The 24,385-nt window shown below is 41.7% G+C and carries 26 protein-coding genes, 1 pseudogene and 1 riboswitch; of the genes and pseudogenes, 16 read left to right on the top strand and 11 right to left on the bottom strand.

What is annotated here, in order from left to right; all coding sequences use genetic code 11:
- Positions 1-37: 37 nt before the first annotated feature.
- Positions 38-826 carry a DNA-binding transcriptional regulator KdgR gene (kdgR, locus tag DYC50_RS04175; RefSeq protein WP_115249114.1) on the bottom strand — a complete coding sequence of 263 codons (789 nt, stop codon included), beginning with the start codon at positions 824-826 and terminating at the stop codon, positions 38-40.
- Between the two features lie 169 nt (positions 827-995).
- Here kdgR and DYC50_RS04170 point away from each other — a divergent pair, with 169 nt between their 5' ends.
- Both DYC50_RS04170 and DYC50_RS04165 read left to right on the top strand, forming a co-directional pair.
- Positions 996-1,937, top strand: a complete 942-nt coding sequence (locus DYC50_RS04170) for a sugar kinase (protein ID WP_115249113.1) — start codon at positions 996-998, stop codon at positions 1,935-1,937.
- A gap of 10 nt (positions 1,938-1,947) precedes the next feature.
- Complete coding sequence (locus DYC50_RS04165; protein WP_115249112.1) at positions 1,948-2,583, top strand: bifunctional 4-hydroxy-2-oxoglutarate aldolase/2-dehydro-3-deoxy-phosphogluconate aldolase; 636 nt, start codon at positions 1,948-1,950, stop codon at positions 2,581-2,583.
- Positions 2,584-2,674: 91 nt separating this feature from the next.
- Here the strand turns inward: DYC50_RS04165 and DYC50_RS04160 are convergent, their stop codons facing one another.
- On the bottom strand, positions 2,675-3,499 hold the full coding sequence (locus DYC50_RS04160; RefSeq protein WP_115249111.1) for a glycerophosphodiester phosphodiesterase: 825 nt from the start codon (positions 3,497-3,499) through the stop codon (positions 2,675-2,677).
- 221 nt (positions 3,500-3,720) lie between these two features.
- Here DYC50_RS04160 and DYC50_RS04155 point away from each other — a divergent pair, with 221 nt between their 5' ends.
- From DYC50_RS04155 to DYC50_RS04120, 8 genes and pseudogenes are all read left to right on the top strand, one after another.
- Entirely contained in the window at positions 3,721-4,794 is a 1,074-nt protein-coding gene (locus DYC50_RS04155) for an ABC transporter ATP-binding protein (protein WP_115249110.1), read from the top strand.
- On the top strand, positions 4,791-5,660 hold the full coding sequence (locus DYC50_RS04150; RefSeq protein ID WP_021461277.1) for an ABC transporter permease: 870 nt from the start codon (positions 4,791-4,793) through the stop codon (positions 5,658-5,660). The genes DYC50_RS04155 and DYC50_RS04150 overlap by 4 nt, the downstream gene beginning before the upstream one ends.
- Complete coding sequence (locus DYC50_RS04145) at positions 5,657-6,499, top strand: ABC transporter permease (protein WP_115249109.1); 843 nt, start codon at positions 5,657-5,659, stop codon at positions 6,497-6,499. The genes DYC50_RS04150 and DYC50_RS04145 overlap by 4 nt, the downstream gene beginning before the upstream one ends.
- Positions 6,500-6,522: 23 nt before the next feature.
- Positions 6,523-7,605: an extracellular solute-binding protein gene (locus DYC50_RS04140; RefSeq protein WP_115250153.1), complete on the top strand. Its 1,083-nt coding sequence runs from the start codon at positions 6,523-6,525 to the stop codon at positions 7,603-7,605.
- A 185-nt stretch (positions 7,606-7,790) separates the two neighbouring features.
- Complete coding sequence (locus DYC50_RS04135) at positions 7,791-9,101, top strand: histidine-type phosphatase (protein WP_115249108.1); 1,311 nt, start codon at positions 7,791-7,793, stop codon at positions 9,099-9,101.
- 92 nt (positions 9,102-9,193) lie between these two features.
- A complete protein-coding gene (locus tag DYC50_RS04130; RefSeq protein WP_115249107.1) occupies positions 9,194-10,282 on the top strand; it encodes an ROK family protein in 1,089 nt (362 codons plus the stop codon).
- Between the two features lie 106 nt (positions 10,283-10,388).
- On the top strand, positions 10,389-10,631 hold the full coding sequence (locus DYC50_RS04125) for a type II toxin-antitoxin system RelB/DinJ family antitoxin (RefSeq protein ID WP_115249106.1): 243 nt from the start codon (positions 10,389-10,391) through the stop codon (positions 10,629-10,631).
- Positions 10,624-10,905 (top strand): annotated as a pseudogene (locus DYC50_RS04120) (type II toxin-antitoxin system RelE family toxin); the annotation flags it as partial. The gene DYC50_RS04125 and the pseudogene DYC50_RS04120, both read left to right, overlap by 8 nt.
- Before the next feature lie 49 nt (positions 10,906-10,954).
- Here the strand turns inward: DYC50_RS04120 and efp are convergent.
- Positions 10,955-11,521, bottom strand: a complete 567-nt coding sequence (gene efp, locus DYC50_RS04115; RefSeq protein ID WP_103854617.1) for an elongation factor P — start codon at positions 11,519-11,521, stop codon at positions 10,955-10,957.
- 22 nt (positions 11,522-11,543) lie between these two features.
- Here efp and epmB point away from each other — a divergent pair, with 22 nt between their 5' ends.
- The 6 genes from epmB (at position 11,544) to DYC50_RS04085 (ending at position 16,266) form a co-directional block, all read left to right on the top strand.
- A complete protein-coding gene (gene epmB, locus DYC50_RS04110; RefSeq protein WP_172459065.1) occupies positions 11,544-12,569 on the top strand; it encodes an EF-P beta-lysylation protein EpmB in 1,026 nt (341 codons plus the stop codon).
- 93 nt (positions 12,570-12,662) lie between these two features.
- On the top strand, positions 12,663-13,874 hold the full coding sequence (locus tag DYC50_RS04105; RefSeq protein ID WP_245934863.1) for a LysM-like peptidoglycan-binding domain-containing protein: 1,212 nt from the start codon (positions 12,663-12,665) through the stop codon (positions 13,872-13,874).
- Positions 13,875-14,053: 179 nt separating this feature from the next.
- Positions 14,054-14,374: a ribosome-associated translation inhibitor RaiA gene (gene raiA, locus DYC50_RS04100; protein ID WP_115249105.1), complete on the top strand. Its 321-nt coding sequence runs from the start codon at positions 14,054-14,056 to the stop codon at positions 14,372-14,374.
- Positions 14,375-14,479: 105 nt separating this feature from the next.
- Positions 14,480-14,524: riboswitch (PreQ1 riboswitch) on the top strand.
- A gap of 2 nt (positions 14,525-14,526) precedes the next feature.
- Positions 14,527-15,210: a 7-cyano-7-deazaguanine synthase QueC gene (queC, locus tag DYC50_RS04095; RefSeq protein WP_115249104.1), complete on the top strand. Its 684-nt coding sequence runs from the start codon at positions 14,527-14,529 to the stop codon at positions 15,208-15,210.
- Complete coding sequence (gene queD / locus DYC50_RS04090; protein ID WP_115249103.1) at positions 15,203-15,640, top strand: 6-carboxytetrahydropterin synthase QueD; 438 nt, start codon at positions 15,203-15,205, stop codon at positions 15,638-15,640. Before queC ends, queD begins: the two co-directional genes overlap by 8 nt.
- Positions 15,640-16,266 (top strand): 7-carboxy-7-deazaguanine synthase QueE, encoded by a 627-nt coding sequence (locus DYC50_RS04085; RefSeq protein WP_115249102.1) that lies wholly within the window; start codon positions 15,640-15,642, stop codon positions 16,264-16,266. The genes queD and DYC50_RS04085 overlap by 1 nt, the downstream gene beginning before the upstream one ends.
- Positions 16,267-16,351: 85 nt before the next feature.
- Here DYC50_RS04085 and hemB read toward each other — a convergent pair whose 3' ends face one another.
- From hemB to DYC50_RS04045, 8 genes are all read right to left on the bottom strand, one after another.
- A complete protein-coding gene (gene hemB / locus DYC50_RS04080) occupies positions 16,352-17,374 on the bottom strand; it encodes a porphobilinogen synthase (RefSeq protein ID WP_115249101.1) in 1,023 nt (340 codons plus the stop codon).
- 78 nt (positions 17,375-17,452) lie between these two features.
- Complete coding sequence (tatC, locus tag DYC50_RS04075; protein ID WP_115249100.1) at positions 17,453-18,232, bottom strand: twin-arginine translocase subunit TatC; 780 nt, start codon at positions 18,230-18,232, stop codon at positions 17,453-17,455.
- 9 nt (positions 18,233-18,241) lie between these two features.
- A complete protein-coding gene (gene tatB / locus DYC50_RS04070) occupies positions 18,242-18,808 on the bottom strand; it encodes a Sec-independent protein translocase protein TatB (protein ID WP_115249099.1) in 567 nt (188 codons plus the stop codon).
- A gap of 3 nt (positions 18,809-18,811) precedes the next feature.
- Complete coding sequence (tatA, locus tag DYC50_RS04065) at positions 18,812-19,039, bottom strand: Sec-independent protein translocase subunit TatA (RefSeq protein WP_115249098.1); 228 nt, start codon at positions 19,037-19,039, stop codon at positions 18,812-18,814.
- Between the two features lie 132 nt (positions 19,040-19,171).
- The gene (ubiB, locus tag DYC50_RS04060; protein WP_115249097.1) at positions 19,172-20,809 is read right to left on the bottom strand and encodes a ubiquinone biosynthesis regulatory protein kinase UbiB; all 1,638 of its coding nucleotides are present in this window, start codon (positions 20,807-20,809) and stop codon (positions 19,172-19,174) included.
- Between the two features lie 4 nt (positions 20,810-20,813).
- On the bottom strand, positions 20,814-21,443 hold the full coding sequence (locus DYC50_RS04055; protein WP_115249096.1) for a ubiquinone biosynthesis accessory factor UbiJ: 630 nt from the start codon (positions 21,441-21,443) through the stop codon (positions 20,814-20,816).
- Between the two features lie 11 nt (positions 21,444-21,454).
- Positions 21,455-22,264, bottom strand: coding sequence for a bifunctional demethylmenaquinone methyltransferase/2-methoxy-6-polyprenyl-1,4-benzoquinol methylase UbiE (gene ubiE / locus DYC50_RS04050; protein WP_115249095.1), 810 nt, complete (start codon positions 22,262-22,264; stop codon positions 21,455-21,457).
- Positions 22,265-22,369: 105 nt separating this feature from the next.
- Positions 22,370-24,316 (bottom strand): LTA synthase family protein, encoded by a 1,947-nt coding sequence (locus tag DYC50_RS04045; protein ID WP_115249094.1) that lies wholly within the window; start codon positions 24,314-24,316, stop codon positions 22,370-22,372.
- Between the last annotated feature and the right edge of the window lie 69 nt (positions 24,317-24,385).

Here is a 24,385-nt window from a genome sequence, read left to right as displayed (position 1 = left end):
ATAAGGCGGAACAAGCCGCCTTAAATTTTTCTCAATGTTATTCCGCCACAGGATAATGTTGATAGCCAAGTTGTTTTGACACATTTCGTCCCGCTTGGTGCAACATTTCCACTAAATGCGCTAAGTTTTCTTTCTCAAAACGCACTAGCGGCAAGGAAACAGAAATCGCCGCCACAATATGCCCTAAGCGATCATAAATTGGCGCAGCCACACAATGTAGCCCCACTTCTTGTTCTTCTTTATCTTCCGCATAATGCTGCTGGCGAACCAAGGCAAGCTCTTGTTTTAATTCGTCAATATTTTTCAGCGTATTTTCCGTATGCTGAACAAATTCCACCTCTTTCAACAAGTTTTCCACTTCTTCGTCAGAAAGTGCGGAAAGCAACACTTTACCAATCGCCGTGCTGTAAGACGGATTTCTGCGTCCAACGCGCGAATACATTCTTAAGCTGTAAGTAGAATCAATTTTGTGTAAGTAAATGATCTCGCTGCCGTCTAATGCGCCTAAATGCAGGGTTTCGCCTGTTTGCTTAGAAATCGCTTCCATTTCTTTGTTAGCAAGATCAATTAAATCCACATATTCTAAGGCTCTTGCACTAATTTCAAATAATTTTAAGGTGAGGCGATATTTATCTGTTTCTCCTTCTTGTGCCACAATGCCAAGGGTCTTCATTGTTTGCAAAAAGCGATAAATTGTGCTTTTCGACATCATCACACGCTGAGCTAGTTCGGTTACACCAATTTCTTTTTGTTCGCTCAAGGCATCCACAATACCAAATACTTTCAGCACGGAAGAAACAACATCAGGTTGGGTATCTTTTTCCATATTTTAGCTTCTCAAAATTTAAACACATATTTTAAGTATATTAACACAAGCATAAATTTTGAAAAGCAACAAAACGAAATGAAACTCTATTTCAATTTTATTGAAGATAAGGCTTAATTCTCTTATAATCAGCATTATTTCACTCACTTTAATTATAAAGGAGGAAACAGTGAAAAAAATTGCAATTATCGGCGAATGTATGATTGAGATAAACGGCGAGCCATTTGGTAATATGTGGCAAACCTATGGCGGCGACACCCTCAACACCGCCACTTACTTATCGCGCGTAAGTTCCCCAAAAGACATTGAAGTGCATTATATTAGCGCAATGGGGGCCGACAAACTCAGCCAGCAAATGATTCAACACTGGCAACAAGATCACATTCACACCGACAGCGTACTTATCGATCCCAATCGCCAAGCAGGGCTTTATTTAATCCAACTCGATAAATTTGGCGAACGCACCTTTCTTTATTGGCGTTCAGAATCTGCCGCGCGTTACTTACTGCAACACCCCGATTATCCGCAAGTGCAAGATAAATTAGCAGAAATGGATATGATTTATCTCAGCGGCATTTCCCTTGCCATTTTGCCTGATGCCGATCGCTATGCGCTTATCGAACAGCTCAAACAGCTTGCCGCGCAAGGCGTAAAAATTACCTTTGATAGCAACTATCGCCCGAAACTCTGGGAATCTGCCGCAAAAACGCAAGAAATTTACACCGCACTTTATCCACTGGTTCACCTTGCTTTAGTCACCTTTGATGATGAACAAGTACTCTGGGGCGACAACGATCCTGCACAATCTGTGCAACGCTTAAGAGAACTTGGGGTAAAAAATATCGTGTTGAAACAAGGTAAAGAAGGGGCATTATTCTGTGATGAGCAAGGAAACCAGCAAAATGTTGCCACCACGCCTGTAACCAACGTGGTGGATACCACCTCTGCAGGCGATGCCTTCAACGCTGGCTTTTTAAACGGCTATTTGCGTGATAAATTACCGCAACAATGCTGCCAACAAGGTAACCAAGTCGCAGGCATCGTCATTCAGCATAAAGGGGCGATTATTGACAAAAACGCCACCGCACACCTAATTGATCAATTTAACTGAGGAATAAGCAATGAACACAGCGCAAATTATTGAAAAACTTCGCCAATTAAAAGTGATCCCCGTGATCGCCCTAGATAACGCACAGGATATTCTTCCCCTTGCGGAAACCTTAGCCAGCAACGGCTTACCAGTGGTGGAAATCACTTTCCGCTCAGCCGCAGCGGAAGAAGCAATCCGCTTAATTCGCCAGCATAACCCTTCTATCTTAATCGCTGCTGGCACGGTGCTAACCAGCGAACAAGTGGTACAAGCGAAAAATGCAGGCGCAGATTGCATTGTTACCCCAGGCTTTAACCCGAAAATCGTAAAACTTTGCCAAGAATTGGATATTCCTGTAATGCCGGGTGTGAACAACCCAATGTCCATTGAAGCAGCATTAGAATTAGGCGTAACCGCAGTGAAATTCTTCCCAGCCGAAGCCTCAGGCGGCGTAAAAATGATCAAAGCCTTACTTGGCCCTTATGCACAATTACAAATTATGCCAACGGGCGGAATCAGCGTAAACAACATTAAAGACTATCTCGCCATTCCAAACGTAGTGGCTTGCGGCGGTTCTTGGTTCGTAGAAAAATCCCTTATCAACAGCCATAACTGGGAAGAAATCGGCCGTTTAGTGCGTGAAGCCGTAGCAATTACCAACGCCTAACTCGTCTAACAACGGAACAACGCCTTGAAATAAAAGTGCGGTGGAAAATTTTGAAAAATTCCACCGCACTTTTTTCTTATAATTCAAAACATCAATAAGGCACTTTTCCCGCTTTTTCAATTAATGATTTAAGATACGGAATATCATCGTGGCTGAGCATATCGATCAAGCCTTCACTTAACCATTGAATGATTTCACTTTCGGTATCGTAACCATATTTTTGATTATACATTTCTAGCACAGGGATTTCTTTGGATTCGTGCAGATACATTCTCACTGACAGCCCTGCTTTTTTGTAGGCAATTAAATCTTCTTTGCCAACATAGTGGTATTCCACGCAAACGCTACTGGCATTTGATCCCAACACCGCACTGAGCTGATCGTTATAGCGTGCGAGGGTAACCACTTGTAAACGCAATGCTGGTAATAATGCTTTGACTTTATTAATTAAAACGTGATCAAAACCCAATAATAAAATTTGCTCTACTGTGTTGGTGCGTTGCAAAATCTCTGCCAGCACTTCGGCAAAACGCTGATGATTACGGCGTTGTTTGGCTTCTACAATCAAACCGACATTATTTTCTAATGCCCATTTCAACACGGTTTCTAATTCCACAATGTGCGTACCTTTGAATTCAGGTGAGAACTTTTCACCAAAATCATAGCGTTGTAGCTCAGCAAGAGTCATTTGTTCCACATAACCTTCACCGTTAGAAACGCGTTCGATCGAAAAATCGTGGATAACCACCATTTTTTCATCTTTTGTCATTGCAATATCAAGTTCAATGCTATGTGTTCCCGCCTCTAATGCGCCGATAAAAGCGGGCATTGTGTTTTCTGGATACTTAGCACTGTAACCGCGATGGCTGTTCGCCAAAATCAAGCCTTTCTCTGTAACGTTAAATTCAAATGCCATTTTTAACCTCTCTTTTAATTCATTTTAAAAACTAAATTCATTTTAGAGATAATAGAAACATCACGCAAATACTATCGCAAATAACAGGGATAAATATCTAATTTTCGTGATCGAACTCACAAAAACAAACTTAAATGAGTTTATTTTTTAAATTGTAATTGATCGCGCTTTATCTTCTAGTTTAGAGTATCCACAAAATTATCATCGAGGAGGAATCGATTATGGCAAAACTAGAATTACGCAATATCACCAAAAAATTTGGTGATTTCTATGCAGCAAATAATATTTCGTTTAGTGCTGAAGAAGGGGAATTTGTTACCTTGCTCGGCCCGAGTGGTTGCGGAAAAACCTCGTTACTAAAATTGATTGCAGGCTTTCATCGTGCTGATGAAGGGGAGATTGTGATTGGCGATCGCCCCGTGAATAACATTCCACCAGAAAAGCGTAACACGGCGATGTGTTTCCAATCTTATGCGTTGTTCCCCCATTTGAATGTTTCACACAATATTTGTTATGGGCTAAAGCAAAAGAAAATTCCTATTGATGAACAAATTGCACGCTTAAATGTGGCATTAAAACAAATGGATTTAGAAACCCAAAAGCTAAAATTACCTTCTGAGCTTTCGGGTGGTCAGCAGCAACGTGTCGCCCTTGCGCGCGCAATGGTAACGCGTCCTGATGTAATTTTATTTGATGAACCGCTCTCAAATCTTGATGCGAAATTACGCGAAAGTGTACGTTTTGAAATTAAACAACTTTCTCATCAATACAATCTTACCAGTATTTATGTTACCCACGATCAAGCGGAAGCCTTATCAATGTCAGATAAGATCATCGTGCTAAACAAGGGTTCAATTGAGCAAGTAGGTACACCGCAAGAAATTTATTACCAACCAAAAAATCGCTTTATTGCCGATTTTATTGGCGTGGCAAACATTACTAAAGCGAACGTTAAACATTGGCAAGATGATCTCTATCAAGTGGATTCCTTATGGGGCAAATTCATTGTGCAATCAGCCCATAAGCCTGTGGCTGAGAATATTTATATTTGTTTCCGCCCTGAAGATGCAATCCCTTGTGAGCCAAATAGCAACGTGGAAAATAAATTTAGCGTCAAAGTGCTACAAACCGCCTTTATGGGCAATATGACTGAAGTGCAAGGCTTGGTAACTTCAGGTTTGCCAAATGAGAAAGTGCGGTTGCAATTAACCAAATTTTCGCCGTTGTTAAATCAATCAGAAGAATTATTTTTCACCCTCGCGCGTGATGCCATTCGTTTCTTGGAGGCAGTATGAAATCGGTAAAACAAGATCTCAAGGCTTGGCTACTGTTAAGCACAGGGCTTGGCACGATTTTATTATTAATGGGTTCAACCTTTTATTTAGTGGTGGCACAAAGTTTCGGCTTACAAAATATGTATGGCGAACCCTCGCATTTCACCTTAGATTACTGGCAAGAGGTGCTGAGCAACCCGATTTTTCATAAATCCTTTTGGTATTCCGTGCGGGTTTCCTTCCTCGGGGCGTTGCTGTCGATTTTGGTCGCCTACCCTATCGCCTTATGGCTACGCAACCCAATGAAAGGCAAAGAATTTATCATCACCTTTTTCCGTATGCCGATGCTTGTGCCGGGCTTGGTAGCCGCCTTTTTGTTTATGAATATGATTTCCTATCACGGTATTTTAAACGAAACACTGGTTTGGCTCGGCATTTGGCAAGAACCAAAATCCCTACAAAATGATAGCTTTGGCTGGGGCATTGTGATTTTGCAAATGTGGAAAAATATTCCTTTCGCCTTAATTCTTGTTGGCGGTGCGGTGAATTCTCTGAAAAGTGATCTCTTTGATGCGGCGTCAAATCTGGGTTCAAACAGTTGGCAACGTTTTATTTATGTGATCTTCCCTCTCACACTGGGTGCGGTACAAGTTTCCTTTATTTTGATTTTTATCGGTGCATTGGGGGATTTCGCCTTTTATAGCATTGCCGGCCCACGCGATACCTATTCGCTAGCTCGCTTTATGCAAATGAGCGCCTATGAATTTGAAGAATGGAACCAAAGTGCGGTGTTAGCGATGGTGATTATGCTCACCTCTGCACTCGCTTCTATTTTAATTACGCTGATTATTCGTCCATTATCTGTTAAACGAGGAGCGGTAAAATGAACAAAATACAAAGCAAAAACACACGTTTAATCAACCGCATTGTGCTGATCTTTTTTGTGGTAGTAAATTTTGTTTGGCTCGTTTTGCCGTTCCTAATGGCAGGATTATGGTCGCTTGTTGATCCACAACATCCTTGGAGCTATCCCGATATTTTCCCGCCTGTGCTGTCTTTTGAGCGTTGGCATTATGTGTGGGAAAACACCGCCCTGAAAGAAGCAATGTTGAATAGCTATACCATTGCACCGATTGTTTCTTTAATCGCCATCACGCTTGCCTTGCCAACGGCTTATGCCTTTGGACGAATGGAGTTTCGCGGTAAAAAAATTGCCGAACTCATCACCTTAATTCCTTTAGTGATCCCAGGAATGATCATTGCGCTATTCTTTAGTGCGGTGTTAATTCAGTTAAATATTAACAATCCAATGATCGGCATCATTATCGGGCATACGGTAATGACCTTGCCTTATGCCATTCGTATTTTATCTTCGGGCTTTTCCGCCGTGCCACAAGATTTAATTGATGCCAGCCGTGATCTTGGTGCGTCAAAACTCACCACCTTTAAAGATGTGTATCTGCCGATGCTCAAGCCTGCGTTTTTAGCCTCTATTATTTTCTGTTTAGTGAAAAGTATTGAGGAATTTAGTATTTCTTTTGTTATCGGCTCGCCTGATTTCATTACTGTGCCAACCATTTTGTATTCTTTCTTAGGGTATTCCTTTATCCGACCGAATGCGGCGGTGGTGTCGATTATCTTATTAATTCCGAATGTTATCTTGTTACTCATTATCGAGCGTTTATTGAAAGGTAACTATTTATCACAATCCACAGGCAAAGCCTGATTTCCACCAGAGGAGAAACAATGATGAAAACTCGTCTTATCAAAACCGCATTAATCAGTTTAGGGCTAACCACCGCCCTGTCCGTTTCGGCTTCCCAAGATCTCAGCCAAAAAAGCTGGGAAGAGATTGTGGCGCAAGCTAAACAAGAAGGCTCGGTAACCTTTAGCGTGTGGTATTTACAACCGCAATTCCGTCTTTTTGTCAAAGATTTTGAAAAAACCTATGGCATCAAAGTGAAAATTCCTGAAGGCACTTTAGACGGTAATATGAATAAGCTGATCGCTGAAAAATCCCTTAGTAAAGGGAAAATGGACGTGATCGCCATTGCGGCAGATAACTATCCTATCGTGCAGAAAAATGATGTGTTACGAAATCTCAACAGCTTGCCTAATTTCGCTCAAGCCAACCACGCTTTGCAAGGAGTGAAATTTGGCAATCAAGCAATGGGCTTTTGGGGCAACCAAACAGGCTTTGCCTATGATCCATTACGGGTTTCAGAAGATCAGTTACCACAAAGCTGGCAAGAAACCGTGAACTATATTCAAACTCACCCGAAAAAATTTGGTTATGCTGATCCAAATGGTGGGGCTTCGGGCAAAGCCTTTATTTTCCAAGCCTTGCTCAACATCAGTGGTAATTATGATTATCAAAACACACCTTTTGACGCAGCTCAAACCGAAAAATGGCAAAGCACTTGGGATTGGTTCAATCAAAATAAACAAAATATGGTACGCACCGCCTCGAACGCGGACAGCTTAACACGCTTAAATGATGGCGAATTAGATATTGTTTCCGCTTGGCAAGATCACTTGTTCAGCTTGCAAAAACAAGGTGCGGTAACACCAAGATTGAAATTCTATGTGCCAAAATTTGGTATGCCGGGCGGCGGTAATGTGGTTGTTGTCGCACAAAATGCCCCACACCCTGCGGCAAGTTTAGTGTTTACCAACTGGCTAGTTTCACCTGAAACGCAACAAAAATTAGCCGACCATTTTGGTATCCGCCCATTAAATGCCGAAGTGGGCGAAGCGGATATTCCATTCTTCCCACTAGATTGGAGCAAAGCCGCTATTGCTGATTTCACCAAAGAAGTGATCGCCAAATAACATTATTGATGAGTTAAGGTTCTACCTTAACTCATTTTTTTCTCTCTTTTTTTGATTATTGTTGCAACAAAATCCATTTAGATTTAACGTTGTTATTGCAAAAGTGCGGTTAAAAATTTTGCAATTTTTATGGCATTTAGTGCAAATAATGCCCCTTCCTTTCTCTCAATATTGGAGGACATTCTATGAAAAAACTCACCTTAAGCCTTAATTTAGTTAGCTTACTTAGCTGTTCGCTGTTTTATCCAACCAATCTTAATGCTGCACCTAATGTGCCAGACAATCACCAAGCACAAGCGCTGCAATTAGAAAAAATTGTGATTTTCAGCCGACACGGAATTCGCACGCCCTTAGTTGGTAAAGAGAGCATTTTATCCCAAGCTACCCCTTATCAATGGGTAAAATGGCAGGATAAAACCGGCTACCTCACCGCTAAAGGTGCAAGATTAGAAAAATTATTCGCAGCGTACTGGTCTGAATGGTTGCAACAAACGGGAATTCTTTCCTCACAATGCCCGAAAGACGATCTCTTTATTTACACCAATGCTCGTCCACGCACCATTGATACTGGCGTAAGTTTCGCGAAAGGGGCTTATTCACATTGTGCAATAAGAGTCAATTATCTAGGCGAATATAACACGATGGATAACACTTTTAATCCCGTGATTCGCAGCAAAGTAGATAAAGCCTTTGAACAAAAAGCACGCAAGGCGGTAGATGAATTAGTGGGCGAAGGTGGGTTTGCACAACTCAACAAACATCTACAAAGTAATTTCAACGCCCTTGCGACAGCCTTAAATCAAGAACAATCGCCATTATGCCAAGAAAAACAATTATGTAATTTAGACCAAGAAGCCAATACGCTCACTTTCACCCAAGGTAAATCCCCTAAAACCACAGGTGCATTACGCGATGGCACAGGTGCAGCAGATAGCTTCTTACTGCAATATTACGAAGGCTTCCCACCTAAAGAAGTCGCTTGGGGACGCATTGATAATCAAGAAAGCTGGAAAAAAATTGTTGATATAAAAGAGCGTTACAACCAATTATTATTCGGCACACAAGTAATGGCAAAAGAAGCCGCAACGCCATTGCTCACCTTTATTCAAAACAGCTTCAAAGATTATGGTTATCAACACCCTTACATTGAAAAAGCTCGCAATGCCAAAGTGGTATTATTAGTCGGACATGATTCCAATGTTGGCTCGCTCTTACCATTATTGAAAGTGAAACCTTATCATCTGCCCGATCAGCTAGAAACCACGCCAATTAGTGGTAAAGTGGCATTTGAGAAATGGGTGAACGCAAAAGGCGAAGCCTTTATGAAAGTGGAATATGTTTATCAAACCATTGATCAATTACGCAACGGCACAAAACTCTCTTTAACAAATCCGCCAAATCGTATAACCTTACAGCTTGAAGATTGCCCAACCAATGCGCAAGGTTTATGCAAAATGGACGATTTTTACCAAGCCGTTGAAAACGCCTTAAAATAACACCGCACTTTTCGTTGTGCGAGTTAAAGTAACATTGAGTGATAAGCCTCTCTGAGCGCAAAGTGAGGCTTTTATTTCATAAAGACAACAAAATGAAAAAAGAAAATTCCGTATTCAATTTAAAATCCAGCGAAAAATTGTTATTACGCCTCATACGTCAATATTCCCCTTCACGCAAGGAATTAAGCGCCTTATCGGGTTTAACCCCTGGGGCGGTAACGCAATATTGCCGCAAACTGCTGTTTCTTGGCTTAATTAAAGAAACGGAGAAAATGGTAAAAAAACGGGGAACGCCTTCTTTTCATTTAACCTTAAATCCCAACGCTTGTTGCTCGATTGGCATCACCTTTTCGGATAACTCATTTCAGCTCGCAATCGTGGATTTTATTGGCAATAAAATTGCCAATGAACGCTATGTTTACCACAATAGCGTGCAATTTGATGAATTATGCCAACAAATTCGCACCGCACTTCAGCAACTTTTAGACAAAAAATTTCTCGCTGAAGCAAAAATTCTCGGCATCGGTTTTTCTCTTTCTGGCTACCTATTGGCCGATCAATCCATTTCGTCCCCTTGGTTTCCGTTATTACAAAATATCCCGAACCTAGCCAACGTATTCAGCGAAAAACTCGGCTACCCCTGCCATATTGAGAACAACATCAACACGGTGGCACTTGGGGAATATTATTCGGGATTATGGAATGATATTGAAGATATGGTGGTGATTAGTCTTGATTTTGGCATTGGGGCGGGCATTATCTCGCAAGGCAAATTAATTCGTGGCGGTTTCGGCAATGCAGGGGAAATCGGCTTATTATTTCCTTATGGCTCCCCACGCCCAAGTTGGAAAGATCTGAAAGAAAAACTTGGCGAAGAAAATCAGAACGCTAGCCTACTCGACAACTCAGCGGTAAAAACTTGGCTTGAACATAGCCAACCCCAAGTGTTATCGCTCATTCTCTCCGCCATTGCGTGGCTTGATCCAAAAGTAATCGCCCTAACAGGAATGTTGCCCCAAACGCTAATCAATCAACTAATTGATTACGTTAAAAATGCAGAACAAGTGCAAAATATCAACCGCACTTCAGCACAACTCAGTGCCTCAAAAATAAAATTTGAAGATATTTCCATCGGCGCTGCCATTGTGCCAATTTATCACTTCTTACAAGATGATGAGTAAATAATAAAGTGCAGTGAAAAATTCCAGCGCACTTTTTCTTTATCTTGTTGTTATTGTGCGTAATGCAAAATAGCATTACAATTATTACAAAATAGAAGGAGGAAAAATGGCAACACTTAATATTCGTCTTGATGATGAACTAAAACAAGAAGCTTATGCGGCATTACAGAAAATGAACCTGACGCCAAGTGAAGCGGTAAGATTACTATTCCAATATGTAGCGCAAAATAATAAATTTCCTATTCAAACTGTGTTAGTCAATGATGAAGATCTTGAATTGCTCGAAACTGTTCGTCATCGCCTAGCCCACCCCGAAAAAGGCATTAAGGTTAGCTTAGACGAGCTATGAGCTAGTTTTTGATCCAAGGGCGTTAAAAGAATGGCGTAAACTTGGTGAAAATATAAAAGCACAATTTAAGAAAAAATTGGCTGAGATTTTGCGTAATCCTCGCATTGAAGCCAATCGGCTTAGTCATTTTCCTGATTGCTATAAGATAAAACTACGCAATGCGGGATACCGTTTGATTTATCAAGTTCAAGATGAGCAAGTGGTTGTTTTTGTCGTGGCTATCGGTAAACGAGAGAACAGGCAAGCTTACAAAGAGGCAAAAACAAGGCTATAAAAAATCCGTACTGTTGTACGGATTTTTTGTATTTGCTTTACACTGAAAATTACTTCACACGCGAAACATATTCACCAGAACGGGTATCTACTTTGATGACTTCGCCTGTTTGTACGAATAATGGTACACGCACTACTGCACCAGTACTTAATGTAGCTGGCTTACCACCTGTACCTGCGGTATCACCTTTCAAGCCTGGGTCAGTTTCCACGATTTCTAATTCCACAAAGTTTGGTGGGGTTACAGAAATTGGTGCACCGTTCCATAGGGTTACGATACAATCTGCTTGGTCTAATAACCATTTTTCTGCATCGCCCACCGCTTTCGCGTCTGCTGAATATTGTTCAAAGGTTTCTGGGTGCATAAAGTACCAGAAAGCGTCATCTTTGTAAGAATAGGTTAAGTTTAAATCCATTACGTCAGCCGCTTCCACAGAAGTGCCTGATTTGAAGTTTACATCTAACACTTTACCAGAAATTAATTTACGAATGCGAGTACGAGTAAAGGCTTGACCTTTTCCTGGTTTTACAAATTCATTTTCAACGATCACGCAAGGCTCGCCATCTTGCATAAATTTTAGACCTGGTTTGAAGTCAGTGGTAGTATATGTAGCCATATTATCCTCAAATAAAAAGAGATTGTTTTTAAAAGTGCGTATTTTAACCCGAAATATCCCCATTAGAGAAGTAGAAAATTGGGCAGATCATCTTGCGAATGCCATTTCTGATCCAAAAGTCTTGTTAGAACACTTAAATCTTCCTCTTTCTCTTTTTGAAAAAGATTTTGCGGCCCGCAAGCTGTTTGCGTTGCGTGTTCCCTTGCCTTTTGTGGAACGAATGGAAAAAGGCAACCCGAATGATCCACTCTTTTTGCAGGCAATGACGTCTCATTTAGAATTTGTGCAAGCGGAAGGATTTAGCAAAGATCCCTTAGAAGAACAGCATACAGCTGCGCCAAATATTTTACATAAATATCACAACCGTTTGTTATTTATGGTAAAAAATAGCTGTGCAATTAATTGTCGCTACTGTTTCCGCCGCCATTTTCCTTATGCTGAAAACAAGGGCAATAAAAAAAATTGGCAGAAAGCCTTAGACTATATTGCGCAACATTCAGAAATTGATGAAGTAATTTTCTCTGGCGGCGATCCCCTTATGGCGAAAGATCACGAGTTAGAATGGCTGCTAAAACAATTAGAAAAAATCCCGCACTTACAACGTTTACGCATTCACAGCCGCTTGCCTGTGGTGATTCCGCAGCGTATCACTGACAAACTTTGCGAACTGCTGGCACAATCCTCCTTACAAACGGTGCTGGTTACTCACATCAATCACCCCAATGAAATTGATGAACATTTGGCGCACGCAATGGCGAAGCTGAAAAATGCGGGCGTAACCTTGCTTAACCAAACAGTTATGCTGAAGAATATAAATGACAACGCCTATACCCTAAAAGCCTTGAGCGAGCAACTTTTCCGCATTGGCATTCTGCCCTATTACTTGCATTTGTTTGATAAAGTGGAGGGCGCGAGCCATTTTTATCTTGATGATGAAAGTGCGGTGGAAATTTACAAAGAATTACAAAAGCTCACTTCAGGCTATTTAGTGCCGAAATTAGCACGCGAAATTGCCAATGAACCAAATAAAACTTTATATTCTGCCTAATTGCTAATGGAACAATGGCAAAATATCCTTTAAAATAAGCAAAATTTGCACCGCACTTTATTTTAGTGCTTTTATTAACATAAGGTATCAACTGTGACTGAACAACATAAACCAGAAAATAACGCAGCCAACAAGGCGCAAAGTGAACTTGATTTAGAATTTAATCAAATGGAACCGATTACCCCTAAAAAACCAGTTAGCCAAGAACCTTCTTTACTTGATAAAGCAAAAGAAATGGTGAGTTCGTTAGGCAAAAAAGAAGGGACTTCAACAGAAACCAACACAGTTGAAACAAGCGAAAGCGAAGTATTGGTAGAAAACAATGGCACAACAGAAGAAGTGATTGTTGAACAAAGTACACAAACGCAAGATGAGCCGATCAGCAGAAATCTTAATAAGCCTGAACGTTGGGCTATTTTAGGTTTCATTCCACCAAAATATCGCCGTATTTTCATCGTGTTATTACTGGCGGTGATCATTTTATTGATTATCTCTTGGTTAAAACCAAGTTCAGATACCGTCAATGCGTTTGAACAGCCGTCAAACAGCATTCCAACGCAGTTCCAATCGCTCAATCAAGAACAGCCAATGGAAAATAATGTGTTGGATAACTTAAACCAAGGACAACCAACACAGCAAGCAGATGCACAAAACGCACAAAGTGGCAGTGAGAATGCTCAAACAGCAACGACAAGTGCAGAAAATAATGCCAGCGATGCGCAAAACAATGACGCAACAGCGCAATCAGCCGCTCAAACTACAACGCAAGCAGAACAACCTGTTGCCGTAGCCAAACCACAACCTGTCCCAGTTGAGCCGAAAAAAGCGGTAGAAACAACAAAAGCAGTAGCACAAACTAAACCTGTTGTCCAACAACCTAAACAACAGGCGAAACCTGTGGCAAAAGCAACAACACAAACAACAAAACCTGCTGCGAGCAAAGCAAAAACAGAAAGCAAAGCGCAAACAGCACAAAGCGTGAAAAAAGCTGAACCTAAAGCAGAGAAAAAAGTTCCTGTGGTGGAAGCAAAACCAGCTACAAGCAAAACTGCAGGCACAAGCAAAACCCTCACTATTCCACAAGGCGTTTCGCTTATGCAAGTCTTCCGCGATAACAATCTAAATATTTCTGATGTGAATGCGATGACAAAAGCGAACGGTGCAGGCAATGCGTTAAGCAGCTTTAAACCCGGTGATAAAGTACAGGTTTCACTCAATTCGCAAGGCCGTGTTGAACAGCTTCGCTTAGCGAACGGTAGCACCTTTGTTCGTCAGGCAAATGGTACTTATCAATATAAAAAATAATCTCTCATCAATAACCAAAGCGGGCAATAAAAAGCCCGCTTTTTTCTTGCTTGCATTTGTGGAAAATTTACGCAAATAAATGAAAAAAGGCTTGAAAAAAATTGGCAACGGGGCTATGTTGTAGATGGACCTTTCAATCCTAAGTAGAAATACTTATCATCAAATAAGAGGTAAATGCTATGACTCTAAATATCACAAGCAAACAAATGGACATCACCCCTGCAATCCGCACTCACATTGAAGAAAGACTTGCTAAATTAGGAAAATGGCAAACTCAACTCATTAATCCTCATTTCATTTTAAATAAAGTACCAAAAGGCTTTGCGGTGGAGGCTTCTATCGGCACGCCATTTGGTGATTTGTTCGCAAGTAGCGAATCGGAGGATATGTACAAAGCAATTAATGAAGTAGAAGAAAAACTCGAACGCCAACTCAATAAATTGCAACATAAAAGTGAATCTCGCCGTGCCGAGGAACGCCTAAAAGATTCATTTAACTAAAAACTTTTCCATTTTAGCCCGCACTTTTGCGGGCTTTTTCTTTGTCTAAGCCCGCCTTTATTGTACAATACCGCCCTTATTTCGTTGGCTGAATCAAATTCAGCTGTAACCGTGGTTCGCAACCCTCCCACGCAAAAAAACTAGGACATCTTATGACAACATTCAAAAATCACAATCGCAAAGCGGTTGTTATCTTTTCTGGTGGGCAAGATTCCACCACCTGCTTAATTCAAGCCATTGCCGATTATGGCGTAGAAAATGTGGAAACCGTAACCTTTCATTACGGTCAGCGCCACGCCATTGAATTAGAAAAAGCCAAATGGATCGCACAAGATCTTGGGGTAAAACAAACTTTCATTGATACTTCTGTGATCAAAGCGATCACCTCAAATGCCCTAATGAACGAAAACGCAGAAATCAAGCAAGAAAAAGACGAGCTGCCAAACACCTTTGTGGACGGGCGCAACGCCTTATTTTTGCTTTACACCGCCATTTATGCCAAAGGGCAAGGTATTTCTGACATTATCACGGGCGTGTGCGAAACGGATTTCAGTGGCTACCCTGATTGCCGTGATGTGTTCATCAAATCAATGAACGTTACCCTGAATTTAGCGATGGATTACAATTTTAATCTTCGCACGCCGTTGATGTATCTCACCAAAGCGCAAACTTGGGCGTTGGCAGATAGCCTAGGTGCGCTGGATTATGTTCGCAATCATACTCACACTTGTTATCAAGGCGTGGAAGGTGGTTGTGGCGAATGTCCAAGCTGCGTATTACGCAATAAAGGCTTGGACGAATATTTACAACAAAAAAGTGCGGTGCAAAATGTTTAAAGTTTCTAAAGAATTCAGTTTTGATATGGCGCATTTGTTGGACGGACACGATGGCAAATGCCAAAACCTGCACGGCCACACTTATAAATTACAAGTGGAAGTGCAAGGGGAACTACACGCCAGCGGAGCGAAAAAAGGAATGGTGATGGATTTTTCTGATCTCAAACAGATCGTAAAAGAACAGATTCTCACCCCAATGGATCACGCCTTTATTTATGATGAAACCAGCGAACGTGAAAGCCAAATTGCACGGCTATTGCAAGATCTCAATTCCAAAACCTTTGCAATGCCCACTCGCACCACCGCAGAAGAAATGGCACGCTTTATTTTTCAACGCTTAAGCGCACATTTGCCGATTAGCGCCATTCGCTTATGGGAAACGCCTACTTCATTTTGTGAATATCGGGAAAATAAATGGCGGGAAGATTAATGTCAGAATTGATTTCTAATCCAAGCTATCCCATTGTAGAAATTTTCCAAAGCCTGCAAGGGGAAGGGGCAAATACAGGAATGCCGAGCATTTTTATCCGTTTCGGCAAATGCAACTTGGCCTGTCCTTGGTGCGACACGCCCTACAATGATTTTGAACCCTGGTCGTTACAGCAAATCTTAGCTAAAGTGCGGTCGTTTTCGGCGAAAAATATTATCATCACGGGTGGCGAACCCACCATTCAGCCACAACTGGGCTTATTGCTTGATCAACTTAAGGCAGAGGGCTATTTTCTTGCCATAGAAACCAATGGATTAAAGCCTGTTCCTGCGCAAATTGATTACATTGCCACCAGCCCGAAACGAGAATATGCACAGAAATATCGCCAACGTTGTATTACACAAGCCAATGAAGTGCGCATTGTAGCAGATGCCGATGTACAAGAATTTTGTGCGTTAATCGAAAGCCAGATTCAAGCGCAGCACTACTACCTTTCCCCTTGTGAAAGCAACGGCGAAATGAATTTGCTCCACACCATCACACAATTAGGCTTGCTAAATCAACGTCCGAATAAACCGAAATGGCAGTTGAGCATTCAAACGCACAAGCTGATTGGAATTGAATAAAACTAGATAAAAAAACACCGCACTTTCTGTTTATAACAAGATAAAGTGCGGTGTTTTTATGGTAAGTTTTTATTTACTTATCTTTCTATTTACCTTGATTTTCTAAGTAAATCCACTCTGCTACTTGTTTGGCGAAATAGGTGAGAATGCCGTCTGCGCCTGCGCGTTTAAAGCACAGTAGACTTTCCATAATACATTCTTTTTCTTTCAACCAGCCGTTTTGAATAGCCGCCATATGCATTGCGTATTCACCTGATACTTGGTAAGCAAAGGTTGGCACGCCAAAGTGGTGTTTCACACGGTACACCATATCCAAATAAGGCATTCCCGGTTTTACCATCACCATATCCGCGCCCTCTTGAATGTCTAATGCCACTTCTTGCAGACCTTCATCGCTGTTTGCTGGATCGAGCTGGTAGGTTTTCTTATCGCCGCCTTTCAGATTGGCTGAGGATCCTACCGCATCACGGAATGGGCCATAATAATTCGAGGCATATTTGGCAGAATACGCCATAATTTGCGTGTTGATAAAGCCTTTCTCTTCAAGTGCGGTGCGAATTTTGCCAATTCTTCCGTCCATCATATCACTTGGCGCGACAATATCTGCCCCTGCTTCTGCGTGGGAAAGGGCTTGTTTCACCAACACTTCAGTGGTGATGTCGTTGAGAACATAGCCGTCATCATCAATAATGCCGTCTTGTCCGTGTACCGTGTAAGGATCGAGCGCCACATCTGTTAGCACGCCCAATTCTGGATACGCCGCTTTTAGCGCTTTGACTGCACGTTGTACCAAACCATTCGGATTGTAGGCTTCTTCCGCCATCAGGGATTTTTTACTTTGATCAATCACAGGGAACAAGGCGATTACAGGCACGCCATATTTCACTAATAATCCTGCTTCAATAAGCAGCTGATCTAAGGTTAAACGCTCCACTTTAGGCATTGACGGCACAGGTTCGCAGTAATTTTCACCTTCAATAATAAACACCGGATAAATTAAATCATCGGCCGTGAGCTTGTTTTCTGCCATTAAGCGGCGGCTGAAATCGTGCTTACGCATACGGCGTAAACGGCGTGCAGGAAAGCCTGTGAAAATTTGTTGAGTCATCATTATTCTCCAAAATCTTTTCGTTATAAGGATAACGGGCGAACACATTGGTTCGCCCTAAAACTGGTTGGAAAGAAATTATTCTTTGTGTTGTTGTGCTTCACTCTCGCTATTATCGCTATCGGTGTTGCCTTTGTCTTCTTTCGGACGATAAAAACGTGCAAATAATAACCCTACTTCAAACAATAAACACATTGGAATGGCAAGTAAGGTTTGTGAAAAAATATCTGGCGGGGTGAGTAGCATCCCAATTACGAAAGAAGCAACAATAATATAAGGGCGTTTTTTCTTCAAGTCATCAATGGTGGTAACGCCAGACCAACAAAGCAAAATAATCGCCACGGGCACTTCAAAACATACGCCGAAAGCTAAAAATAAGGTCAGTACGAAATCTAAGTAGCTACTAATATCCGTGGCAATGGCAACCCCTTCAGGTGCGGTTTTGGTGAGAAAACCAAACACGAGCGGAAACACCACATAATAAGCGAACGCCACGCCTAAATAAAACAGCACAGTGCTAGAAAATAACAGCGGATAAATTAAGCGTTTTTCGTGCTGATACAGTGCTGGCGCGATAAATGCCCACACTTGGTAAAGCAAGAATGGTACAGAAATAAACACCGCAACAACACCCGTTAATTTCAATGGGGTAAAGAAAGGCGTCGCGATATTGGTTGCGATCATACTCGCCCCTGACGGCATTACGCTGAGTAATGGCGAGGCGACAAAATTATAAATATCGTTGGCAAAATAAACCAAGCCTAAAAAGACTACCGCCACCACGAACACGCAACGCAACAAACGATCACGCAGTTCAAGTAAATGGCTAATTAAAGGTTGGGTTTCTTCAACAGTCATAAAATGCCTTTATGCTTTTTCTGATTGAGATTTTGTTGAAGGGGCAACATCAGCAAGGGTATCATCTTCAGGATAGTACGCACTGGTTAGCTCCAATTGAGATTCATCTTGCTCGGCAAGCTCTGCCATATCCGCAGGGGAAAGTGCATTTTCTGCTGATGTATCACTTTGAGGGCTGTCGTGATGTGCGGTTTCTTGCGGAGAAATTTGTTCAGAATTTTGCACCGCACTTTTTAATTCTTGCACTTGATGCTCAAAGGACGTTTGCGTGCTTGCCGCTTTTTCTTCTAAATTGGCTTTAATTTTTTCCGCAGAAGCCTTTAATTCTTCCACCGTTTGGCTCAATTCAGGAGAAAGTTGCTGTAAATTAAGGTGTTCGGCTTTTTTGATGCTTTCCTGTAATTCCTGCAATTTTAATTCTTGGCTTAATTCATTTTGTACATTCGCCGCTAAGCCACGAATGGTGCGAACCCAGCCCATCACGGTACGAATCGCCACGGGCAAGCGTTTAGGGCCTAGCACCACTAAGCCCACAATAGAAATTAACAGTAATTCAGAAAAACCAATATCAAACACGGATTATGCCTGTTCTTTGTCTTTTACAGTTTCCGCTTTCGCTTGTTGTGCGTCATCGGCAATTTTTTTCGGCTCTGCAGCGGTTTCATCATCTTTCATTGCGTTTTTAAAGCCTTTCACTGCAGTCCCTAAATCTGAACCTACATTACGCAATTTTTTTGTGCCGAAGAAAACTAATACAATTAACAAAACAATGAGTAATTGCCAAATACTTACGCCACCTAAACCCATTTTTTTACTCCTATAACTAACTTAATGAAATCGTGCCAAAATATAACTTTTTTATTCATCTTGAACAATAGACAATTTGCATTATTTCACATTTTATTGATTTATCGCCACATTTTGCCTGTAGTTATAAGGCTATGGAATTATCAGTGCTATAAGCCAAAGTACCCCACCGCCCGTTAATAAACCGATATTTGCCCATAAAGGCAAGGCGGAAAATTGCCATAATGTTCCTAAAAACAGCACCGTTCCCATTATCAGCGCAAGGGCTTTTTTCGGCCAGCGTTGCTGTTTTGCCAACTTTTTATTGATTTCGTGTAACTGTTGGCGAATTTGCGTTTGCTGTTTTAACGCGTCCATTAAGGCTGCGGGGAATTGCGGCAAATGCTCGGTAATATAAGGCAGGCTAGCCTTTAAATTTTTTGCCAAGGCTTTCACGCCCATTTGTTCGTCCAACCAGTTTTGTAAGAAAGGTTTGGCGGTGTCCCATAAATCTAACTGCGGATAAAGCTGACGCCCTAAGCCTTCAATGTAAAGCAAGGTTTTTTGTAATAGCACTAACTGCGGTTGCACCTGCATATTAAATTCGCGCGCCACATTAAATAAATTGAGCAATACCTGTCCGAAGGAAATTTCCGATAAGGGCTTGGCGAAAATCGGCTCACACACTTCACGGAAAGCCTGTTCAAATTCATCAATATTGGTATCTTGCGGCGTCCAACCTGCATCAACGTGCATTTGCGCCACTCGGCGATAATCACGGTTAAAAAAGGCGACAAAACTTTCTGCTAAATAGCGTTTATCATTATCGTTCAAACGCCCAACAATACCGCAATCAATGCCAATATATTGTGGATTTTCAGGGTGTTGTGGATTCACGAAAATATTCCCTGGGTGCATATCCGCATGGAAAAAACTATCGCGGAACACTTGGGTAAAAAACACTTGCACGCCACGTTCTGCCAGCAATTTCATATCCGTGCCGTTGGCTTTTAGGGTTTCCACATCAGAAACGGGAATGCCGTAAATACGCTCCATGGTGATCACATTGCGATAGCAAAATTCTTGATACATTTCAGGAATATACAACATTGGACTATCGGCAAAGTTAGCTTTGAGCTTAATAGCATTGGCCATTTCGGTGCGTAAATCTAGTTCATCACGCAAGGTTTTTTCATATTCGCGAATCACTTCCACCGCACGCAGACGATGCCCTTCACTTGATAAACGCGGAATCCAGCTGGCAAGTTTATACATCCAGCTTAAATCTGCTTCAATTTGTGGCTGAATATTCGGGCGTAGCACTTTCAGCACTACTTCTTTCCCCGCAAGGGGCTGTGTGGCATTAAATCTTGCCGTATGCACTTGTGCGATAGAGGCGGAAGCAAGCGCGGTTTCATCAAAATCATCAAACCAAGTTTCTAATTTACCCCCAAAGGCTTGTTCAATTTGTTCGCGAGCGATTTTGCCGTCAAATGGCTCAACTTGATCTTGCAATAATGCCAATTCATCAGCGATTTCAGGTGGGAACAGATCCCGTCTTGTGGAAAGCATTTGCCCGAGCTTGATCCAAACGGGCCCGAGTTCTTGCAAGGCAAGGCGTAAACGCAAGCCAAAGGCAAGATCTTTATGCTGATTGCGTAACCAAAATAAGGTTTTTCGCCAACAGCGCAAAGGTCGCGTGTAGGCGTTATGGGGCAAGGCTTCATCAATGCCGTAAATTAAAAAAGTGCGGATAATTTTGTATAAACGTTTGAAATCTTTAAAAGTCATCAGATTAAATTCGGTTCTTTTCAAGTTGAGCTAATTTTTGTTCCACAAGTGCGGTCTGTTTTTCCAGCGTTTTTACTTGTTCGCAAAAATCTGCAATGGCAAGGCTTGGCGAGATCACTGCCCACTCCTCCGTTAAACGCTCCCCCCAATATTGCTGGCTTTGTTGCAATTTTCTTTTTGCCATCTGAGCAAAATTACGCAAAAAATTCACCGCACTTTGTGCTACCACATCACCCACAAAAGGGGAAAGCAGTTCGGCAGGATCTTTTTCTAAAAACTCCAACAAGGCAGTGAAATCTTGCAAGACTTGCAAATCCCCTTGTAGCTGAATGGATTGATCGTTCAAGTGGGCGGATAATTGCTGCTTGCTCGGCATTTGTAGCAATAGCTGCGCCTTGAGATTCACCGCACAATCCACTTCACCTTCATATTGATTGAGCAGATCAATGCGCTGTGGCGAAAAAACAAAATAAATCGGAAAATCAATTTGTTGCACATTGATTTTCAGCACCTTGCCGTTAAGTTTGCGTAAATAAATTTCGCTATGTGCGGTGCGTTTTAACAAATAATTTAGCAAGGATTCCAACGCACCGTTGAGCCATTGTGGCAGCATTAATTGTTGCAGGAAGTTCATTTTTTGCTCACTTAAAATTTATAACCACGGTGCAACGCCACAATGCCCGCGCTGAGATTGTAGTAACTTACTTGCTCGAGCCCCGCTTGCTCCATCATTGTTTTAAGATCTTCTTGTTTCGGATGCATTCGGATCGATTCGGCTAAATAACGGTAACTATCGCCGTCATTCACCACCACTTCACCGATTTTCGGCAAAATATTAAACGAATAAAAATTATAGATTTTGCTTAACGGATCTAAAATCGGTTTGGAAAATTCCAACACCAGCAAACGTCCACCGGGTTTCAGTACGCGAAACATTGAACGCAGTGCTTTGTCTTTGTCTGTAACATTACGCAACCCAAAACTGATAATCACGCAATCAAAGGTATTATCAGCAAAAGGCAAGGTTTCCGCATTGGCTTGCACATAGTCAATATTGCCCACCACGCCAAGATTGCGTAATTTATCCCGCCCCACGTTGAGCATTGAGGAATTGATGTCAGCCAAAATCACTTGCCCCGTTTCCCCCACAAGACGAGAAAACTTGGCACTGAAATCGCCCGTTCCGCCTGCCAGATCCAGCACTTTTTGCCCTTTCCGCACGCCACTGCAATCGATCGTAAATCGTTTCCAAACGCGATGAATACCGAAAGAAAGCAAGTCATTCATTAAATCATATTTATCGGCTACGGAATGAAACACGTTGGCAACGAGTTTTTGCTTTTCCGCTTTTGCCACAGTTTGAAAGCCAAAATGGGTGGTTTCTTGTTGCGCTTGCTCAACTTCAGTTGGATCAAAGTGCGGTGTATTTTGTTGCGTTTTTTGCTGAGAAGTCATAGCCTTGTCCGAAAATAATGTTAATGTCCTTAGGATAACAAAAAATAGCGGATTTCTCCGCTATTTTTTCTCCACTATTTATAACAACTGATAACAACCTGCTGATTATTTTTGTTGCGCATCAGCTTTATATAATTTCTGCTTATAAGCATAGCTGCCCCACAAGGCGTAAGCTAAGGCTTCTTTTTTCATTGCTTCGGGAATCTCCGCTGGAATGAGCTTTCCTGCTTGCGCATCATAACGGAAGCCTTGTACAGGTTGATTTTGCTGTAAAATCGCGACATCGTCCCCTTTGCGATAAGCCATTGTGCGGTCAAATTGCATTAATGCACGGTTTGGATCTTGCGGCTGGGTTAAATCATAACCGAGCATTGGATAATTGCCACTCGCTCCGATCAACGAAAGCAAAGTAGTCGGCATATCAATTTGACTCACTAAACGGTTATCACGGCGTGGTGCAATGCCCTCCCCTAAAATCAGGGCTGGAATATGGAAATGCTTGATTGGCACTAAGGCGCTGCCATTCACGCGCGAATCGTGATCGGCAATCACTAAAAACACGGTATCTTGCCAGTAATTGGATTTTTTCGCTAATTGGAAAAAATACCCCAAGGCATAATCGGCGTATTTCGCGGCATTGTTACGGGTTTGCTTAGGCTGTTCATAAAGTTCAATTTTGCCATCAGGAAACTCAAACGGATCGTGATTGCTAGACGTAAACACTAGACTAAAAAATGGCTTTCCACTTGTTTGCCATTGGCTAAATTGTTCATTGGCTTTGGCGAAAAGATCCTCATCGCTCACACCCCAAGTTGCGGTAAAGCGTGGATTTTTATAATCTTTTTCATCAATAATGGTTTCAAAACCATTGCCATAGAAAAAACTCGCCATATTGTCGAAGTGCTTTTCTCCGCCATAGATAAACGAAGTTTGATAGCCTTGTTGCTTTAAAAAATCAGCAATGGTGAAGAAATTATTTTGCGAGCCGGATAATTTCACCACCGAACGCGCTGGCGTTGGGGTAAATCCTGTAGTTACCGCTTCAATACCACGCACAGAACGTGTACCTGTGGCATAAAGATTCTCAAACAGCCAGCCTTCTTTTGCCAATTCATCAAAATGCGGAGAAAGGGGCTTGCCACCTAGGGTTTGGACGAATTGCGCACCAAGGCTTTCTTCCAAAATAATCACTAAATTTTTCGGCTTACCTTGATAGCTTGCCACGTTTTTTGTCATTGTTGGCAAGCTGTCAGAAATATAATCGCTTTCAGGTCTCCCTCTGGCTTGTTTAAGGGTTACCACCACTTCCGATAAAGGCATTTTGCCATAAATTTCGGAAGAACGATCTTCGTCTTTCATTTGCTGAATGGCAAACATTACGGAATAGCTAGAATTTAAGACCAAAGAATTCACTAAGGGATCAGAAGAAAATGCCACCATTGCAGGGTTAATACCGCGATGCTGAAAACTTGATCTCGCGCCAATAAAGGTCAGCGCACCAACAAGCAAGAAAACCACGGGCCGCCAATACCATTTTGGATAAGACACATTTTTCCATAAATTAGCGGACAGTCGCCAGAAGCCATAAGCAAAAAGTGCGGTCAAAATCGGGGTTAAAATTAACGCCATAAAATGGCCGTTTGCGAGCATAGTAAACACTTCTTTCGGATTGACTAAATATTCCACAAACAAACGGTTTGGACGGAAATCATAGGTTTCGATAAAAGCAGGCGTGGCAATTTCCATAAAAATAATAAACACACTACTTAACACGAGCCATAAGCGCACAACACCATTAGTGATTCGTCCAATGAAGCCATTACCCGCCAAAAAGCAAGTCAATAAAATAGGAAAAGCAAACAACCAACATAGGCTTGCTACATCAATCCTGATGCCTTGTAAGAATAGTGGAAGCCAGCCATTAACGGCTGAAATGCGTTCTGCCTGCCATAAACCGAGTAACAAACGGCTTAGCGACAAAATACATAAATTTATTAAAAAGAAAACAAAGAGCGGGTAAAAAATCCCGAGATATTTTTTGAGTATATTCATAAAATTGAAATCATTGAAGAATAAGTACCTGTTAGAAAGGTAATGAATCAGAAAGTTCAGTAGATTTGC

It is taken from the genome of Avibacterium avium (assembly GCF_900454535.1).
GTDB classification, from domain to species: domain Bacteria; phylum Pseudomonadota; class Gammaproteobacteria; order Enterobacterales; family Pasteurellaceae; genus Avibacterium; species Avibacterium avium.
Note: the sequence above shows the minus strand (reverse complement) of the source record. Positions and strands in the feature narration are given on the sequence as shown.

What these genes read in the sequence shown, in the direction of transcription:
- kdgR (WP_115249114.1), bottom strand. Translation starts at nt 826, where the DNA reads ATGGAAAAAGATACCCAACCTGATGTTGTTTCTTCCGTGCTGAAAGTA.
- DYC50_RS04165 (WP_115249112.1), top strand. Translation starts at nt 1,948, where the DNA reads ATGAACACAGCGCAAATTATTGAAAAACTTCGCCAATTAAAAGTGATC.
- DYC50_RS04160 (WP_115249111.1), bottom strand. Translation starts at nt 3,499, where the DNA reads ATGGCATTTGAATTTAACGTTACAGAGAAAGGCTTGATTTTGGCGAAC.
- DYC50_RS04155 (WP_115249110.1), top strand. Translation starts at nt 3,721, where the DNA reads ATGGCAAAACTAGAATTACGCAATATCACCAAAAAATTTGGTGATTTC.
- DYC50_RS04150 (WP_021461277.1), top strand. Translation starts at nt 4,791, where the DNA reads ATGAAATCGGTAAAACAAGATCTCAAGGCTTGGCTACTGTTAAGCACA.
- DYC50_RS04145 (WP_115249109.1), top strand. Translation starts at nt 5,657, where the DNA reads ATGAACAAAATACAAAGCAAAAACACACGTTTAATCAACCGCATTGTG.
- DYC50_RS04140 (WP_115250153.1), top strand. Translation starts at nt 6,523, where the DNA reads ATGAAAACTCGTCTTATCAAAACCGCATTAATCAGTTTAGGGCTAACC.
- DYC50_RS04135 (WP_115249108.1), top strand. Translation starts at nt 7,791, where the DNA reads ATGAAAAAACTCACCTTAAGCCTTAATTTAGTTAGCTTACTTAGCTGT.
- DYC50_RS04130 (WP_115249107.1), top strand. Translation starts at nt 9,194, where the DNA reads ATGAAAAAAGAAAATTCCGTATTCAATTTAAAATCCAGCGAAAAATTG.
- DYC50_RS04125 (WP_115249106.1), top strand. Translation starts at nt 10,389, where the DNA reads ATGGCAACACTTAATATTCGTCTTGATGATGAACTAAAACAAGAAGCT.
- efp (WP_103854617.1), bottom strand. Translation starts at nt 11,521, where the DNA reads ATGGCTACATATACTACCACTGACTTCAAACCAGGTCTAAAATTTATG.
- raiA (WP_115249105.1), top strand. Translation starts at nt 14,054, where the DNA reads ATGACTCTAAATATCACAAGCAAACAAATGGACATCACCCCTGCAATC.
- queC (WP_115249104.1), top strand. Translation starts at nt 14,527, where the DNA reads ATGACAACATTCAAAAATCACAATCGCAAAGCGGTTGTTATCTTTTCT.
- queD (WP_115249103.1), top strand. Translation starts at nt 15,203, where the DNA reads ATGTTTAAAGTTTCTAAAGAATTCAGTTTTGATATGGCGCATTTGTTG.
- DYC50_RS04085 (WP_115249102.1), top strand. Translation starts at nt 15,640, where the DNA reads ATGTCAGAATTGATTTCTAATCCAAGCTATCCCATTGTAGAAATTTTC.
- hemB (WP_115249101.1), bottom strand. Translation starts at nt 17,374, where the DNA reads ATGACTCAACAAATTTTCACAGGCTTTCCTGCACGCCGTTTACGCCGT.
- tatC (WP_115249100.1), bottom strand. Translation starts at nt 18,232, where the DNA reads ATGACTGTTGAAGAAACCCAACCTTTAATTAGCCATTTACTTGAACTG.
- tatA (WP_115249098.1), bottom strand. Translation starts at nt 19,039, where the DNA reads ATGGGTTTAGGTGGCGTAAGTATTTGGCAATTACTCATTGTTTTGTTA.
- ubiB (WP_115249097.1), bottom strand. Translation starts at nt 20,809, where the DNA reads ATGACTTTTAAAGATTTCAAACGTTTATACAAAATTATCCGCACTTTT.
- DYC50_RS04055 (WP_115249096.1), bottom strand. Translation starts at nt 21,443, where the DNA reads ATGAACTTCCTGCAACAATTAATGCTGCCACAATGGCTCAACGGTGCG.
- ubiE (WP_115249095.1), bottom strand. Translation starts at nt 22,264, where the DNA reads ATGACTTCTCAGCAAAAAACGCAACAAAATACACCGCACTTTGATCCA.
- DYC50_RS04045 (WP_115249094.1), bottom strand. Translation starts at nt 24,316, where the DNA reads ATGAATATACTCAAAAAATATCTCGGGATTTTTTACCCGCTCTTTGTT.